Source organism: Nitrospirota bacterium, assembly GCA_016219645.1.
In the GTDB taxonomy this organism is placed as follows: domain Bacteria; phylum Nitrospirota; class Nitrospiria; order Nitrospirales; family Nitrospiraceae; genus Palsa-1315.
The window spans coordinates 41563-57805 of the sequence record JACRLR010000061.1 but is presented as its reverse complement, the minus strand read 5'-3'; the positions used below and the strand labels follow the sequence as shown (position 1 = coordinate 57805).

Here is a 16243-nt window from a genome sequence, read left to right as displayed (position 1 = left end):
GGACTCAAAGCGAACTTTGCCGAAGGAACAGGGTAGCCTGGTCGATCCTCGATTGCGCGCGTCGAACGAGCACATTCTGATCGTGCGCGTTCCGCGAGCAGGAGGACGGCCAGGCTGCCCTTCCCGTCCTTCTGAGACCGCGCGTTCTGCGAGCACAAGGGACAAACGGGCCGCGACTCTTTCCTACACCGGGCGCGGGGTAAGCGCGCGGGGTGCTGTTCGCCGTGACCGGACCCGCATAGGGCCGCAGTCGAAGGAATTCCAGAAGGCTTCCGCTCGGATGAGTCCGGAGTGGCCGCTCCGGGAGGCGAGGAAGTGGTGAGCCCTGGCGTACATTGGAGGAATTGCCGGTAAGCTTACGGGGCGGATTTCTTCGCTGATTTACCGGCTTGCAGATACTTGTCGATCCCCGCCGCCATCTTTCTTCCTTCGGCGATGGCCCAGACGATGAGGGAGGCGCCGCGCTTGGTGTCGCCGCCGGCAAAGACGCCGTCGAGGTTGGTCATGAAATTGTCGTCTGTAGCCACTGCCCCGCGCTGGTCGTACTTCACGCCGAGGCTGTCGAGCAAACCGTTCTTCACCGGCCCCGTAAACCCCATCGCCAGCAGCACCAGATCCGTATCCATGTCGAAGTCACTGTTGGGAATCGGTGTGAACTTCCCCTTCTCAAACTTCACTCGATTGGCGTGAAGTTTTGTCACCTGGCCGTTGTGGCCGGTGAACTTCGTGGTCGACACACTCCACTGACGGTCGCAGCCTTCTTCATGCGCGTGCGACGTGCGGAGTTGCATGGGCCAGAGAGGCCAAGGTGTCGAGTCGGCCCGTTGCGGTGGTGGTTCTGGTAATAACTCGAACTGATGCGCTTCGATGCAGCCCTGGCGATGGGCGGTGCCGAGACAGTCCGACCCTGTATCGCCGCCGCCGATGATGACGACGCGCTTGCCCTTTGCCATGATCGGCTCGTCCGTGACCGGAATCCCCGCAATGCGCTTATTCTGTTGTGTCAGATAGTCCATTGCGAGATGCACGCCCTTGAGTTCACGTCCGGGAATCGGAAGTTCACGGGCCTGCTCCGCACCCATGGAGAGCCCGACGGCATCGAACTGCTTCCGCAACTGTTCGCCTGAGATGTCTTTTCCAATCGTCACGCCGGTCTTGAACTCGACCCCCTCGGCTTTCATCTGTTCCAGGCGGCGATCGATGACCCATTTCTCCATCTTGAAGTCGGGAATGCCATACCGCAGTAAGCCGCCGATGCGATCGGACTTCTCAAAGAGGGTGACCGTGTGGCCGGCACGCGCCAATTGTTGCGCTGCAGCCAAACCAGCCGGCCCAGACCCGACAATGGCGACCGTCTTCCCCGTATTGATAACGGGCAGGGCCGGTTCAACATAACCCTCATTGAACCCACGATCGATAATGTTCCACTCGATGATGCGAATGGAGACAGGATCTTCGTTGATGCCAAGCACGCAAGCCCCTTCACAGGGCGCTGGGCAGAGCCGCCCTGTAAACTCAGGGAAATTGTTTGTCGTATGCAGGGCTTTGAGCGCATCTTTCCAACGGCCACGAGAGGCTAGATCGTTCCAGTCTGGAATCAAGTTCACGACCGGACAGCCGGTATTACCCTGGCAAAATGGCACACCACAGTCCATGCAACGAGCCCCCTGGGTCTTGAGCTTCTCTTCGGAGATCGGCTCATACATCTCCTTCCAATCGAGCACACGAAGCTCGACCGGCTTCCGCTTGGGCCCCTCGCGGGCATATTTCATGAAACCTTTTGGATCACCCATCTCTTCGAGTCCAAAATTCTGAGTTCTGAGTTCTAAGTTATGAGACCGTAGCGATAGGTGATATTTCCGGCTTTACCCTTCACGCCTCACCCCTTACCGGCCGCGGCTTTCTTCTTCTTCCGTTCTTCCAATACACGCTTGTAGTCCACCGGCATGACCTTCTCAAACTTCGGCAGCATCGAGTCCCAACTATCGAGGATGCGCTTGGCGTTTCGGCTGCCTGTCTGCATAAAGTGCGACGTAATCATCTGGTGCAGCGTCTTCTTATCGTCCGCGGTCTTGATCTTCTCCAATTCCACCATGCCCATATTGCAGCGGGATTGGAACTGGTCGAGTTCGTTCAGCACAAATGCCACACCGCCCGACATGCCTGCCGCAAAGTTTCGCCCCGTCTGACCCAAGACGACGACCACCCCACCGGTCATGTACTCGCAGCCGTGATCGCCGATTCCTTCGACCACCGCCCTGACGCCGCTATTCCGCACCGCAAACCGCTCTCCCGCCATGCCATAGCAATAGGCTTCGCCCTGCGTCCCACCGTAGAGTGAGGTATTCCCGATAAGAATCGTCTCTTCCGGCACATAGATCGCCTGTTTCGGCGGGAAGACAATGATCTTGCCGCCGGACAATCCCTTGCCCAGATAATCGTTCGATTCCCCTTCGAGAATCAGCGTGATGCCACGGGACAAAAATGCGCCGAACGACTGCCCGGCGGAACCCGAAAACTTGATGGTGATCGTGTCCTCCGGTAGCCCCTCAAGCCCATACGATTTTGCCACTCGGCTGGAAAGCATTGTCCCGACCGTACGATTCACATTTCTGATCGGCAGATCGAGCGTAACTTTCTCTCGCTTCTCCAGCGCCGGTTTGCACAACTCGATCAGCTGGTTATCGAGCACACCTGCGAGACCATGGTCTTGCTTCTGCACACAGAAGCGGGCTATCTCAGGCCCAACATCCGGCACTTGCAAGAGCGGGGTCAGATCCAACCCCCTGCCCTTCCAGTGGTCGATGGCCTTCTGTGCTTTCAATTTATCCACCCGTCCAACCATCTCATTGATAGTCCGGAAGCCCAGTTTGGCCATAATCTGGCGCAATTCTTCCGCGACAAAGAAAAAGAAATTCACGATATGTTCCGGCTGCCCGGCAAATTTCTTCCGCAAGGCAGGGTCCTGCGTCGCGATGCCGACGGGGCAGGTATTGAGATGGCATTTCCGCATCATGATGCAGCCTTCGACGATCAGAGGCGCGGTTGCAAACCCGAATTCCTCGGCGCCCAACAGAGTAGCGATCGCCACATCCCGTCCGGTTTTCATCTGCCCGTCGGTCTCCACCCGGATACGCCCTCGCAAATCGTTGAGTACGAGGGTCTGGTGCGTTTCGGCCAAGCCCAATTCCCACGGCACCCCCGCATATTTGATGGACGACAGTGGAGAGGCGCCGGTACCGCCTGAATCTCCGCTGATAAGCACCTTGTCCGCATGCGCTTTGGCCACTCCTGCCGCAACCGTGCCGACACCCACTTCCGACACCAGCTTCACCGACACAGCCGCATCCGGGTTGGAATTCTTCAAATCGAAAATGAGCTGCGCCAGATCCTCGATCGAATAGATGTCGTGGTGCGGCGGCGGCGAAATGAGCTGTACGCCCGGCGTCGAGTAGCGCAGCCTCGCGATGTTCTCATCGACCTTGTGCCCCGGCAGTTGCCCGCCTTCACCCGGTTTGGCCCCCTGCGCCATCTTGATTTGTAGTTCTTTCGCATTGACCAAGTAGTGGCTCGTGACGCCGAACCGCGCCGACGCCACCTGCTTGATATAACTGTTCTTCGAATCGCCATTGGGCAACGGTTTGAACCGTTCGGGGTCTTCCCCGCCCTCGCCGGTATTGCTCTTCGCGCCCAGGCGGTTCATGGCGATGGCCAGCGTTTCGTGCGCTTCCTTGCTGATCGAACCGAAAGACATCGCACCCGTCGTAAACCGCTTGACGATCTCCTTCGCCGATTCCACCTCCTCGACAGGAATGGCCTCCGGCAGGAATTTGAATTCGAGCAACCCACGGATATTCGAGCGCTTCCTACTTTCGTCGTCCACGAGCTGGGAAAACTCGGCAAAGGTCTTCGGATCGTTGGCTTTGGTTGCATGCTGCAGCTTGGATATCGTGTCGGGATTCCAGTTATGGTGCTCGCCTTGGATGCGGTAGTGGATTTCCCCACCGAAATCGAGTTGCCGTATCGGCACCGGCTCATAGGCCAGACGGTGGCGCCGAAGCGTCTCCTCGCCGACCTCGCGGATGCCGATCCCCTCCACCCGCGACGGCGTGCCGGTAAAATAGCGATCGATGAGTTCGTGGTTCAATCCGATGGCTTCAAAGATTTGTGCGCCGCAGTAGGATTGCACGGTCGAGATGCCCATCTTCGAAAAAATCTTGAGCAGCCCCTTATTGATCGCTTTAATGTACTTGCCTTCCGCGGTCTGTGCGTCCAACCCTTCGGGGAAGTACCCCTCGCGCTCCAGGTCCACGATCGACTCAAAGACCAGATAGGGATTCACCGTCCCGGCCCCATAGCCGATCAAACAGGCGAAATGATGCACATCCCGCGGCTCGCCGGTTTCGACGATGAGGCCTGCTTCTGTCCTCGTACATTCGCGCACAAGATGATGGTGAACCGACGCGATGCCGAGAAGACTCGGAATCGGCGCCCATTCCTCGTTGATGCCACGATCGCTCAGGATGAGAAACTTGTAGCCCTCCTTGATCGCTTGCGACGCCTGTCGGCAGAGATCGTCGACCGCCGCCCCGAGCCCCTCCGGCCCCTCTGCCACCCGGAACAGCATCTTGAGCGTTTTACTTTTAAAATGCGGATCGGCAATCTCCCGGATCTTCTGGAGTTCGGCATTCGTGAGGATCGGCTGTTTGACACGGATGCGCCGGCAGGACTCCGGATTCTCATCCATCAGATTCGGCTTGGGTCCGATGCTGGTCGTGAGCGACATCACCAGTTCTTCGCGGATCGGATCGATCGGCGGGTTGGTCACCTGGGCGAACAGCTGCTTGAAATATTTGAAGAGGAGTTGCGGCCGATCGGATAGCACGGCCAACGGGGTATCCGTACCCATGGAAGACGTCGCCTCTTGCCCCTCCACTACCATCGGAGTGACGACCATCTTCAATTCTTCCACTGTGTAACTAAATGCCAGCTGGCGCTGGCGTAACGTCGGATGGTCCGGCTGCGGCACGTTGCTTGGATCGGGCAACTCGTCGAGCGAGATCCGATATTGAGTGACCCAGGACCGATAAGGCTTGCGGCTGACAATCTCGGCCTTCACTTCTTCATCATCGATGAGCCGCCCCTGTACTGTATCGACCAGGAACATCCGGCCAGGCATGAGGCGGCCCTTCTGCCTGATCTTCCGGACGTCCATCGGCAACACACCGGCTTCCGAGGCCAAAATCACCAGACCGTCCGTCGTCACTTGATAGCGACAGGGGCGCAGCCCGTTGCGATCCAGGGTCGCGCCGATCAGCTTGCCGTCAGTGAAACAGACCGCTGCCGGACCGTCCCAGGGCTCCTGCATCGCTGCGTGATATTCGTAGAATCCCCGGCGATCGAGATCCATCTGCGGATTCGCGACCCAGGGTTCAGGGATCAACATCATCATCGCGTGCGGAAGAGAACGGCCTCCCATAGTCAGGAATTCCACGGCATTATCGAGGCAGGCGGAGTCGCTCTGCTTCTCGGAGACGATCGGAAAGAGCTTCTCCAGATCCTGGCCGAACAGATCGGAGTTGAGTCGGCCTTGTCTGGCACGCATCCAGTTCACATTGCCCTTGAGCGTATTGATCTCCCCATTATGGCAAATGTATCGGTAGGGATGGGCTAAGGGCCAGGTGGGAAACGTGTTCGTGCTGAAGCGGGAATGCACAAGGGCAAGCGCGCTCGTCAGGCGTTCATCCTTCAAGTCCTGGTAGTACGCCGCCATCTGTTCCGGAAGCAACAATCCCTTGTACACGATCGTGCTCGCCGACAGGCTTGAGATATAGAAGTAGTGCCGTCCCTGAATAGCGGATTCGCTGACGGCTTTTTCCACCCGCTTTCGAATCACATAGAGCTTGCGTTCAAACTGCCCTTCGTTGAGGACATCACGGGCGATGAATACCTGCCGCATAGAGGGCTCGGTGCTCCGCGCCACGACACCGATCACATCACTCTTGACCGGCACGTCCCGCCAGCCAAGAAGCCGTGCTCCTTCTTCGCGGATAATGCTGGCAAACACGGCTTCGCACTGTCGTCGCGCATCGGCATGGGTTGGAAGAAAGACCATCCCCACGCCATACTCTCCGGCACTGGGCAGGGACATCCCTGCATCGCTGGTCGCACGTTTGAGGAATTCATGCGGGACTTGAAGCAGGATACCGGCACCGTCTCCCGTGCAAGAGTCACAGCCCTGCGCTCCCCGGTGACTCAGGCTTTCAAGAATCTGAAGCCCCTGCTGAACGATGGTATGGGATTTCTGTCCCTTGATATTGACCACAAAACCGATCCCACAGGAATCTTTCTCCTGTGCAGGGTCGTAGAGGCCTTGCTTCGCTGGAAGCCCGGGGATGCTCATGGCTCGTTTCTCGTTACAAGTGAAGACGTAGCTGTTACCTGACGGAGACTACACCAGAGAGGCAGTTGGGATGGATAACCCCCTCACTCACAAGGCGAATTCCGTTCCTGTCCACTCGGATCACCTTAATGGAAGCATGATTCTTCTGTCAAGATTGTCTCCCGGAGAGATGGCCTATGCCGGCCATCCTCTCAAAGGGGTGACTGGCTTGACTTTGTTTCCTTTTCTGCCCTACCATCCGCGCATGCCCCCAAGCCCAATCACTCCCGCGATCAACAGCATGGCAGACGTCTGGGAGGCCTACCGTGATGAGCTGGAGGGGATGGAACGCCAGGCTCGTACGAACCTTGATTCCAGCGTGGCGCTTGTCAACACCGTCGCCGCCCACATTCTGAACAGCGGCGGAAAACGCATCAGACCCTTTTTGCTCCTGCTCTCCGCCCGTCTCTGCGGTTACACCGGTCGCGATCATTACCAACTCGCCAGTCTGGTGGAGTTCATTCATACCGCTTCTCTGCTCCACGACGATGTGGTTGACGACGCCGATATCCGCCGGGGCCGGCGGACCGCCAGGAAAGTTTGGGGCAATCAAATCAGCATCCTCGTCGGCGACTATCTCTACTCCAAAGCCTTCTGTCAGGTCGTCGACTTCCGGAATCATGCGATCAACGAAGTGCTCGGTGAAGCGTGCAAAAAGATGGCGGAAGGCGAAGTGCTTCAGCTCTATTACAACGGCAACCCCTCCATGCCGGAGACGGAGTATCTGAAGATTGTCGAACACAAGACGGCCGGCTTGATGGCCGCCTCCTGTCGGATGGGCGCCATTCTCGCGGATGCCTCGGAGCCTCAGCAGGAGGCGCTGTTCCGGTTTGGTCTCCATCTCGGAATTGCCTTCCAGGTAGCCGATGACACGCTCGACTACACAGCCAATGGCGAACACCTAGGCAAATCGCTGGGGCAGGACCTCCGCGAAGGCAAGGCCACGCTGCCGCTGTTACATCTGTTACATCATTGTTCAGAACGGGACCGGCAGATGATCATCAATCGCATGGAAACCAGGGCTCTGACAGAAGAAGACCTGGGCCGATTCATCCGCATGATGGAAGAATTGGGCTCCATTACCTATGCCATGGATCGGGCACGATCCTATATCGACGAGGCCCAGCGAGATCTCGACCAGTTCGAAGACAGTACGGCCAAACGAGCCCTCTCGGTGACCGCCGACTACATGGTTACCCGCGACCGATAGCCTTTCTTCCTGCGTGTTTCCAGGGAGCAGCCCTTGGAAATGGCACCGCGTAGGGACAAGGACTCACCTTTCATATAATGGTCGCTCAACGCCCTGAACCATCTCACGGAGCAAAGGATTCAACATGGCCAAAATCATTCCGTTTCACGGAACCGCCTACGACACGTCGGTGATCGGAGACGTCGACCGGGTCGTTGCCCCTCCCTACGATATCATCGATGCCGCAGGGCAACAGGCCCTCTACAACCGCCATCCACAGAATATCATCCGCCTGGAGCTCGGTCTCGACCAGCCCGGCGATAACCCTGCGAACAATCGCTACACGCGGGCCGGGGCGACTCTCCATGAATGGCTCCGAAGCGGAGCTCTGAAACGCGATGCGCAACCCACCCTGTATTACCACACCATCGACTATCGCCCGCCCGGAGCAGACTCTCAGACCCCGATGAAGACACTGAAAGGTTTTCTTGCCACAGTGAAACTGGAAGCCCTTGACTCCGGTCATGTGTATCCGCATGAAAATACGCGGGCTGCGGCAAAAACGGATCGCCTGAATCTGCTCGAAGCCTGCCACACGAATTTCAGCCCGATCTGGTCTCTCTATTCAGATCCCCAGAACGTCGTGATCGGGCTCCTCGAAGCAGCCGTCAAGGGAAAGCCGGCTCGTTTCGATTTTGCCGATGACGTGGGATTCCGGCAACAACTATGGGCCGTCACCGACCCAACGGTTCTCGCCCAGACCGTCGACGCGATGGGCCCCAAGCCACTCTTCATCGCGGACGGCCACCATCGCTACGAAACAGCGCTGAACTATCAACGGCTGCGCCGGCAACAGGGCGGATCACCAGCGGGATACCAGCCCTACGACGGCGTACTGATGTTGCTGGCCGCCCTCGAAGACCCGGGACTCACCGTCTTGCCGACCCATCGAGTCACGACCACGCCACTCCCTCCCTATGACAAGCTGCGAGCCCTCTTCGCCGAACAGTTTGACCTGCATGAATTCGCCTATATCTCTGGAACCAGAGCGGCGGTCCGCGCGCAATTCATTGAGGCCTTGCGAACCAACGGCCGCACGGTTCCGATGTTCGGCCTAGCCGTGAAGGGAACAGATTCATACCTCACGTTGGCCCTCAAACCGACCCACCGCCCGCAATCGAGCGCGTCGCCTCGCGCGAAGCTCGATGTCTCTCTCCTCCAGCAACTGGTCGTCACGACAATCTGCCCGACGCAACAGGAACAAGAGGCGATCCTCTACACCAAAGACGATCATGAGGCACTGGATTGGGTGGCAGACGGAACCGGAACGGCAGCCTTGCTCCTCAATCCCACCAAGGTCAGCGAAGTGCAAGCTGTGGCGACAGCGGGAGAACGGATGCCGCACAAGTCGACGTATTTTTTCCCGAAGCCGCTGACCGGACTGGTGATGAACGTGATGGAGTAGACGTGGGAGAGTGAGGACGATTCCCTTGCTCGCGGAGCCCCCACGATAAAACGGTGGTCGCTCGACGCGCGCAGTTGGAATCATCCTCACCCTCCCACGGATGGAAGGGCAACATGAAAGCGAAAATCCTTATCGTCGACGACGATCCTGATATTGTCACCATGCTGGAGGATCGTCTGCAGGCCTCCGACTACCGAACCGTGATTGCACAGGACGGGGTGCAGGCGCTCGAACTGGTCGAGCAGGAGGCTCCGGGCCTCATGTTGCTCGATCTGGACATGCCGCGTTTAACCGGCATCGAAGTCCTCAAGCGGCTCCCTAAAGTCAGACCGACTGAGGATCTCCCGGTCATCGTCATGACAGCCCATGCCTCGATCGATGCTGCCGTCGAGGCCATGAAAACCGGCGCCTATGATTTTCTGACCAAGCCGCTGGACAACGACCACCTCCTCCTCGTGATCAGCAAAGCCTTGGAACGAGATTCTCTCAAACGGCAGGTGGCCTGTCTCAAATCCGAGGTCGACAGCCGCTATGCTTCGATCGTGGGTATCAGCGCGAAGATCCGCACAGTGCTGGAATCCGCCCAACGCGCCGCCAGATCCGATGCCAGTGTGTTGCTGCTCGGCGAAAGCGGCACCGGGAAGGAACTCTTCGCCCGTTCTATCCACCAGTGGAGCCCTCGTCAAGCCATGCCGCTGGTGGTCATTAACTGTGTCGCCCTCACGGAAACGCTGCTCGAAAACGAACTCTTCGGACATGAACGCGGCGCCTTCACCGGTGCAGATCGCCTGCAAAAGGGCAAACTGGAAATGGCCGATGGGGGGACGATCTTCCTGGACGAGATCGGAGACATGTCGCTCCCACTGCAGGCCAAACTGTTGCGCGTGCTCCAGGACAGGGAATTTCATCGAGTCGGGGGCACAAGACTCGTGTCGATCAATATACGGGTCATCGCAGCCACGAACAAGGATCTCCGGCAGGCCGTGAAGAACGGTGAGTTTCGCGAGGATCTCTTTTTCCGGTTGAACGTCATCGGCCTCACTCTTCCCCCGCTTCGCGAGCGGCCCGATGATCTCCCTGCCCTGGCCAAGTTTTTTTTGAACCGGCATGCCAGGGATGCGAAGCGTCCAGGTATGATGTTCAGCCCCGCTGCCATGGAGGCCATGGGTCGATATCGTTGGCCAGGGAACATCCGTGAGTTGGAGAACGTCGTCGCGCGGTCCGTTGTCTTGAACCAGTCGGATACCATCGAACCGGACATGCTGTCGTTGGATGCCATCGGCCATAGCTCGACGGGCGAACGCCTATCCTATTTCTCGCTCCCATACCATGAATCGATGAAAGAACACACACGCACCCTCATACTCCTCGCGCTTCGCGAGGAATGTGGCAACCAAACAAAAGCCGCAGCCCGGCTCGGATTGCAACGGACTTACCTTGCCCGCCTCATCAAGCAGTATGGCATTGACCCAGATCAGACTATGGCGTCCTGACTATTCGTAGGACGACGATCTGAAACTCCATCGCTTTCCGGGCCTCCCGCCATTCGAAAAACCCGGCATTCTGTGTATCCGTTGGATCAGCTTCTCGCCCATCGCTGGCTAGCAGGCTGTTGATAAAGTCCGCCAGCGGCGTTCCCTGCCTCCGCCGAAGCGCTTCGCGCAGGCAGGTCGCGGCGCTCAGAGGCTCAACGCGGAAGATAAATTTTCGGAGGTCGGAGCACTGTAGGGGCTTTTCCGTTCGCCAGGATCCATTCTAGGGGCGAACGGCCCACACGAAGTGCGGTTTGTACCTCGTCGCCTCTTCGCTTGCTGCGGCCTTGCCCGCGGCAACGGCGCGTCTTGGCGCGCCGGGGTTGGGCGGGTGAGAAAGCGGCCTTTCTGAACAGCCCGCGACCGATTTTGATAGGGTTTGTGAGTGTCCTGGCCTCACGTTTCTGTCATGCGGAAATAGTTTGTCAACGCACTGCTAGTCCGGTTTATCCGGTTTAGTTCGATCCGTGAACCAGGCACGCCATACGAGGACACCCACCACGGAAGCAAACGCGACGAGACAGAGCAGAGCGATCAAAAACGCCAGATCCATCAGATGGTCTGAGTTAGCTGAATTTTCCATCACCCTGTCAGGAAAAGATGGATTGCCAGAGGGACATGATCCATCCCTTGAACAGAGACAACCAATCACTGTCGATCGGTTCGGGTAGTTGTTTGTTCGGCGGCTGCGGATTTTGGCTGGCTGGGGCGGGGTTTACGGATGCTGGTGGTGCCGTCACCGTCGCCTTGGGTGCGGGATCTGTTTGGGCTGGAACCTGTGCCGGCGGGGCAACGCCCACCCCGGGCTGTTGGCTGCTTGGTACGATCGGTGAAACTGAAGCCCTGAGCCCATCTGCCTCACCTAATTGTGATTTGTACCTTTCAACGACCGATTGCAGCGCGGGCCGTTCTTCGTTCGCACGTTGAAGGGCATACCGCAACCTATTCTGTTGGGCAGTCAGCTGACCGATTGCCCAAGCGAGTTTGCTGAAACGTTCCTGTGAAAGGGTGCGCTCGGCCTTCATCTTCTGCTTGGCAAGCTCGAGGGCCGACGAGGCAGCCTCTACACGCCCTGAAAGATCGGCCTTGAGTTGTTCGAGTTCACTGATCTGTTCGGTGAGCACCTGCATTTCTGTCCTCGTACTGGCGACTTCCGCTCTTGTCGCTGTGAGATCAGCGACGGCCTTGTCGTAGGTACTCGGCATAACACATGCGCTTGTCGCCAAAGCAGTGAGACACAGCATCCCGGCTGCGGCGGTATGGATCTTCATTCCTCGCCTCGTTGTGGGTTCTTCACACGACTGCTCAGACGGGCCACATCCCCCATGGCTCAGACGTCTCGTTGCTGCAGAGGATACGCTTTTTATGCTAGGAAATCACCTTGGTTTTTCGATCTATCGCGGCAATTTCATTCATCGAACCAGCACAATCATTGTAACCGGACATATTATGTGATCAAGAATGAACGATACGGATAGGTGGGAAGAGCGCTCACTGCGTCGCAGGTGAAGATCCGATTGACTAGGCAGTCCTGGCGGTAGTCGCTATGGCAGACCCGAGTGTGGTAGAGTGTAGAAAATCCGCTGGGCTCTCGAAGGTCCTCTCTGTCGTGCCGCTTCCTGCTGACGACAGCCCGGCAGGAATGGTTCCTGCGGCCCGCGATGTGGCTCCGGCACGGCCATGCCGACCCATGACAAGATGCGTTGGGATGTTTGCAGCGATTCTTCACTCCATATCGGATCACAAGGAGAGACCATAACTATGAGTACCATGAAGCCCGCAAAGCCGGGAACACCTTCGGCTTGGGTCCGCATCCCTGACGGCACAAAAGTGAAGCACCGGCATGAGGGGCACGTTGGATTCATCGATGGGCTCACCGAGATTGTCAGCGGGCCCAACCGGAATCCTGACGGGAAGACTCAATATCGCATGAATATCGGGGCGCCGGATCGACAACTCGTGACGGAGAGCGACTTGTCGATTCTTATCGATGACGAAGAGCTCGTCATCATGCTGCGTCAGAAAGCACCCTATCGACGCGCAGTCACGCAATCACTCCACAGCGTGCTGACGCCGGATCGCTTCGTCAAGACAACCTGAGGTGCGCGGCAAGCTGCCCTCCCCATTGAAAGAGGAAGATCAAACCTTCGCAATGATCACATTCCAACCGGAGTCTGAGGCATGAAGCTATCTTTGGGGGGAGCGCGAGGAAGTGCCCTTGGTTGTGGAGGATTCCTCGATCTCGTCGAGGCTCTGGCGAATACGGCGAAGCAGGCTGTCCGTGGTAAAGGGTTTTTGGAGGAAGTTCGTCTTGCCGGCCATTCCCGCTGAAGAAATTTGGTCTTCGTCCGGATGGCCCGATGTAAAGAGCACCCTCATCGATGGGTGCAGAGAAGCCGCAAGGCGCGCCAGCTCTCGGCCGTTCATCATGGGCATGTTAATATCGGTGACGAGCAGGTGGATCGCTTCGGGGGATTCGCGCAGGATCCGTAGCGCCTCTTGTCCGTTTCCCACCGACAGGACCTTGTAACCGTTGGACTGTAAGACACCGCTTTCGAGACTGCGTACCTGCTCCTCGTCGTCTACGACCAGGATGGTTTCCGACCCGGTCGCAGCGGTTGGCGCCAAACCCGCAACGTCCACATCGGAATCAGGCGCCTCGACCTGCGGCAAGTAGATCTTAAACGTGGTCCCGCATCCCATTTCGGTAGTGACAGCCACGTGGCCGTGGCTCTGCTTCACGATTCCATAAATGATGGACAGCCCCAAGCCTGTTCCTTTGCCCGGAGCCTTCGTGGTAAAGAACGGCTCGAACAGCTTGGCCAACGTCGCCTGATTCATGCCGGTCCCCGTATCGCTGACCGAGAGCAGGACGTAGGGGCCGGGGCGAAGGTCGGTGGATTGACGGGCGAATCGTTCGTCCAGCTCAGCATTGGCCGTCTCGATGATCAGCGAGCCGCCCTCCGACATAGCATCATGCGCATTCACCGAGAGGTTCAAAATTACTTGCTCGATCTGAGAGGGGTCGGCCTTGACCCACCCGAGATTGGGATCGAGCTTCGTGGACAGATTGATATCTTTCCCAATGAGCTGTCGTAGTATCTTCTCGATATTTGAAACGATCCCATTCAAGTCGATGACTCGTGGCTCCAGGACCTGTTTGCGGCTAAAAGCGAGCAATTGTCTGGTCAGACCTGATGCCCGCTCTGCAGCTTTCAAAACTTCTTCGGCATACTTTCTTCCAGCAGCCGAGGGGTCCAGCGAGCCGACAATCATCTCGCTGAAGCCCCGCATAACGGTCAGGAGATTGTTGAAATCATGCGCGACGCCTCCCGCCAACCGACCCATGGCCTCCATCTTCTGCGACTGTTGAAGCTGAACATCCTTCTGACGAAGGACTTCGGCATTGTTTGTCCGTTCGATAGCGGCGGCAGCGATGGAAGCGATAACGACCAGAACGTCCAGATCGTCACGGCTGACCTGGCCGGTGGCCTTGTTCAACACCTCGATGACGCCGATCGGTGTTCCTCCATGACGCTTGAGAGGCACGACGATCATATCCCGAGACTCGTAACCAGTGAGATGGTCGGTAGCCGAATGGTGCCTGGGATCTTCGCGAACAGCCGGAATAATCTCTGCTCGGCCGCTGAAAAACACAGCCCCGGCAATCCCCTTGTCCCAGGGAATAGAGGTCCCGCGCAGCTGGTCGGCGCTCTCGCCGACCACATAGTGGAAGATCAGCCTTTTGGTTTTCTCTTCGGCGAGTAGAACGGACCCGGCATCCTCCCCGATGACTTCCAGGGCCGTATGCAACACCTGGCGCACGATGTCGTCGATATTCGTATGTTGGAGGAGGCTTTCGCTGAGACGGCGGATTGTTTCCAGCGTCGACGGCATTGCGTCCTTCCTCGAACGGTCGTGAGTCAGATCATAGGCTCATTAATCAAGGTTCGTCATTAGATATACCGTTGGAACAGCGTTTGACGAAAGGAAAAACGCACACTGAACAGGGGGGAAATCTGGAGCCCCCACGTAGGGCCCCCTGTCGAATGAGGACGAGGAAGGGTCTGGTGAAAGGCATAGTGCAGCTGGAAGAAGACGGGGGCTGCCATCTTAACGACAACAACCCCCTTTTACATGTGCGTATGAGGATTACCAGCGGTCTCGCTTACCGCCTCCGCCACCCCCGCTACGACCACCCCCACCGAATCCACCTCCACCACCTGTGCGTGGCTCCTGGGGACGCGCTTCATTGACGGTTAATGTTCGCCCACCCATTTCCGCACCGTTTAGGGCAGTAATGGCCGCCTGCGCTTCCGCATCCGAAGACATTTCAACGAAGCCGAAGCCGCGCGACTGTCCCGTAAACTTATCCGTAATGATCCGTGCGCTAGCAACGGCGCCATGCCGCCCGAACAGATCGCTTAACTCCTGCTCAGTCGCCGAGTAGGGCAACCCACCGACATAGATCTTCGCACCCATCTGGGGCTCCTCCTTTGAATGTAATGACATTGTCTTGTTCTCGAGGAACGGGGGAAGGAACTGGCCGAAGACGCGAAGGACGCGGCGACTTGGGTCTGACTTCCGACGAGATTCTCGGGCAAGGCAACATCGACCGGACAGGCCTGAATGTTTCATTCCACCTCACCGCCAGGCCCTGCGGTAAGACAAGAGGAGGCTATCACAGCCCTCTTCAAAATGGCAATCCGATCTCTCTCTTTTTCCTTGCCGGTTATTCCCCAATGCGCACCAGCAGTCCCCTTTCTCTGCACAGCTCGAACATCCAATGGAAGACGGCAATGACCATACCGAGAAACAACAGATTGAGACCGGTCGCCCAGCCGAGATGGGCGCTCGGCTCGGGAGACGCGTTGAGTACGGCACGCATCCCTTCAAACACATGGGCAGCCGGGTTCGCCCAGGCTATGGCCTGCAGCCATCCAGGGAGCACCTCCATCGGATAAAACACACAGGAGATGGGCTGGAACAGGAATACCATGCTCCAGGCCAGGACCTCCGCTTGCTGGCCGAATCGCATGATGAGGGCCGTGGTCACGACCCCGATAATCCAGCCCGTCAGCACCAGATTTAAGACGAATGGGACCAGCCACAACCCGATCACAAAAATGTTGTAGGAATAAAACAGCCCTGCGCAGACGACCATGACCACAGAGACCGCCAACACTTTGAAAATGCTCATGACCATCGTCGCAGCGAGAAATTCGTTCGGCTTGAGTGGACTGGCGAACAGGTTCATGAGATTTCTTGCCCAAATCTCCTCCAGAAACGAAATCGTGACTCCCTGTTGAGATCGAAACAGCACATCCCACAGGATCAACGCTCCCAAAAAAAACGTCACGGCGCCCGGGATCTGCCCCTGGAATTTCATGAGGTAGACCGTGATGAACCCCCAAATCACGAGATCCAGAAACGGCCAATAGAAAATTTCCATCACGCGCGGCAAGCTGCGGCGGTACAGATACATATGCCTCACCACCAGCGCGTAAATCCGATGCACCTTCATCGTTCCCTCTCTCTTCACTCTCTTCGGTTGGGCTGTCGACCATTCAGGGGGGGGCGATGGGTATGGTTCCCCCTGCGGCCGTCGAGCGAGC

At 57.6% G+C, this 16243-nt stretch carries 11 protein-coding genes; 4 read left to right on the top strand and 7 right to left on the bottom strand.

The genetic code is table 11. The annotated features are described in order from the left end of the window. Positions 1-356: 356 nt before the first annotated feature. Both HZB34_16715 and gltB read right to left on the bottom strand, forming a co-directional pair. Positions 357-1793, bottom strand: a complete 1437-nt coding sequence (locus tag HZB34_16715; GenBank protein MBI5317605.1) for a glutamate synthase subunit beta — start codon at positions 1791-1793, stop codon at positions 357-359. Between the two features lie 86 nt (positions 1794-1879). After that, complete coding sequence (gene gltB, locus HZB34_16710; GenBank protein ID MBI5317604.1) at positions 1880-6403, bottom strand: glutamate synthase large subunit; 4524 nt, start codon at positions 6401-6403, stop codon at positions 1880-1882. A 136-nt stretch (positions 6404-6539) separates the two neighbouring features. On the opposite strand from gltB, the gene HZB34_16705 reads away from it, so the two are divergent. From HZB34_16705 to HZB34_16695, 3 genes are all read left to right on the top strand, one after another. Then, the gene (locus HZB34_16705; GenBank protein ID MBI5317603.1) at positions 6540-7652 is read left to right on the top strand and encodes a polyprenyl synthetase family protein; all 1113 of its coding nucleotides are present in this window, start codon (positions 6540-6542) and stop codon (positions 7650-7652) included. A gap of 124 nt (positions 7653-7776) precedes the next feature. Then, positions 7777-9096, top strand: coding sequence for a DUF1015 domain-containing protein (locus HZB34_16700; GenBank protein ID MBI5317602.1), 1320 nt, complete (start codon positions 7777-7779; stop codon positions 9094-9096). A 113-nt stretch (positions 9097-9209) separates the two neighbouring features. Continuing rightward, a complete protein-coding gene (locus HZB34_16695) occupies positions 9210-10589 on the top strand; it encodes a sigma-54-dependent Fis family transcriptional regulator (protein ID MBI5317601.1) in 1380 nt (459 codons plus the stop codon). Between the two features lie 475 nt (positions 10590-11064). Here HZB34_16695 and HZB34_16690 read toward each other — a convergent pair whose 3' ends face one another. Next, positions 11065-11211: a hypothetical protein gene (locus HZB34_16690; protein ID MBI5317600.1), complete on the bottom strand. Its 147-nt coding sequence runs from the start codon at positions 11209-11211 to the stop codon at positions 11065-11067. Positions 11212-11218: 7 nt separating this feature from the next. Further along, positions 11219-11899 carry a hypothetical protein gene (locus HZB34_16685; GenBank protein MBI5317599.1) on the bottom strand — a complete coding sequence of 227 codons (681 nt, stop codon included), beginning with the start codon at positions 11897-11899 and terminating at the stop codon, positions 11219-11221. 499 nt (positions 11900-12398) lie between these two features. Between HZB34_16685 and HZB34_16680 the strand changes: the two genes are divergently transcribed. Further along, positions 12399-12728: a hypothetical protein gene (locus tag HZB34_16680; protein MBI5317598.1), complete on the top strand. Its 330-nt coding sequence runs from the start codon at positions 12399-12401 to the stop codon at positions 12726-12728. Between the two features lie 87 nt (positions 12729-12815). Here HZB34_16680 and HZB34_16675 read toward each other — a convergent pair whose 3' ends face one another. The 3 genes from HZB34_16675 to HZB34_16665 all read right to left on the bottom strand — a co-directional run bounded on the left by HZB34_16675 (position 12816) and on the right by HZB34_16665 (position 16152). Beyond that, positions 12816-14525, bottom strand: a complete 1710-nt coding sequence (locus HZB34_16675; protein ID MBI5317597.1) for a response regulator — start codon at positions 14523-14525, stop codon at positions 12816-12818. Between the two features lie 255 nt (positions 14526-14780). Beyond that, positions 14781-15110: an RNA-binding protein gene (locus HZB34_16670; GenBank protein ID MBI5317596.1), complete on the bottom strand. Its 330-nt coding sequence runs from the start codon at positions 15108-15110 to the stop codon at positions 14781-14783. A 250-nt stretch (positions 15111-15360) separates the two neighbouring features. Further along, positions 15361-16152, bottom strand: a complete 792-nt coding sequence (locus HZB34_16665; GenBank protein ID MBI5317595.1) for an ABC transporter permease — start codon at positions 16150-16152, stop codon at positions 15361-15363. Positions 16153-16243 lie beyond the last annotated feature (91 nt).

What these genes read in the sequence shown, in the direction of transcription:
- HZB34_16715 (MBI5317605.1), bottom strand. Translation starts at nt 1,793, where the DNA reads ATGGGTGATCCAAAAGGTTTCATGAAATATGCCCGCGAGGGGCCCAAG.
- gltB (MBI5317604.1), bottom strand. Translation starts at nt 6,403, where the DNA reads ATGAGCATCCCCGGGCTTCCAGCGAAGCAAGGCCTCTACGACCCTGCA.
- HZB34_16705 (MBI5317603.1), top strand. Translation starts at nt 6,540, where the DNA reads ATGATTCTTCTGTCAAGATTGTCTCCCGGAGAGATGGCCTATGCCGGC.
- HZB34_16700 (MBI5317602.1), top strand. Translation starts at nt 7,777, where the DNA reads ATGGCCAAAATCATTCCGTTTCACGGAACCGCCTACGACACGTCGGTG.
- HZB34_16695 (MBI5317601.1), top strand. Translation starts at nt 9,210, where the DNA reads ATGAAAGCGAAAATCCTTATCGTCGACGACGATCCTGATATTGTCACC.
- HZB34_16690 (MBI5317600.1), bottom strand. Translation starts at nt 11,211, where the DNA reads ATGGAAAATTCAGCTAACTCAGACCATCTGATGGATCTGGCGTTTTTG.
- HZB34_16685 (MBI5317599.1), bottom strand. Translation starts at nt 11,899, where the DNA reads ATGAAGATCCATACCGCCGCAGCCGGGATGCTGTGTCTCACTGCTTTG.
- HZB34_16680 (MBI5317598.1), top strand. Translation starts at nt 12,399, where the DNA reads ATGAAGCCCGCAAAGCCGGGAACACCTTCGGCTTGGGTCCGCATCCCT.
- HZB34_16675 (MBI5317597.1), bottom strand. Translation starts at nt 14,525, where the DNA reads ATGCCGTCGACGCTGGAAACAATCCGCCGTCTCAGCGAAAGCCTCCTC.
- HZB34_16670 (MBI5317596.1), bottom strand. Translation starts at nt 15,110, where the DNA reads ATGGGTGCGAAGATCTATGTCGGTGGGTTGCCCTACTCGGCGACTGAG.
- HZB34_16665 (MBI5317595.1), bottom strand. Translation starts at nt 16,152, where the DNA reads ATGAAGGTGCATCGGATTTACGCGCTGGTGGTGAGGCATATGTATCTG.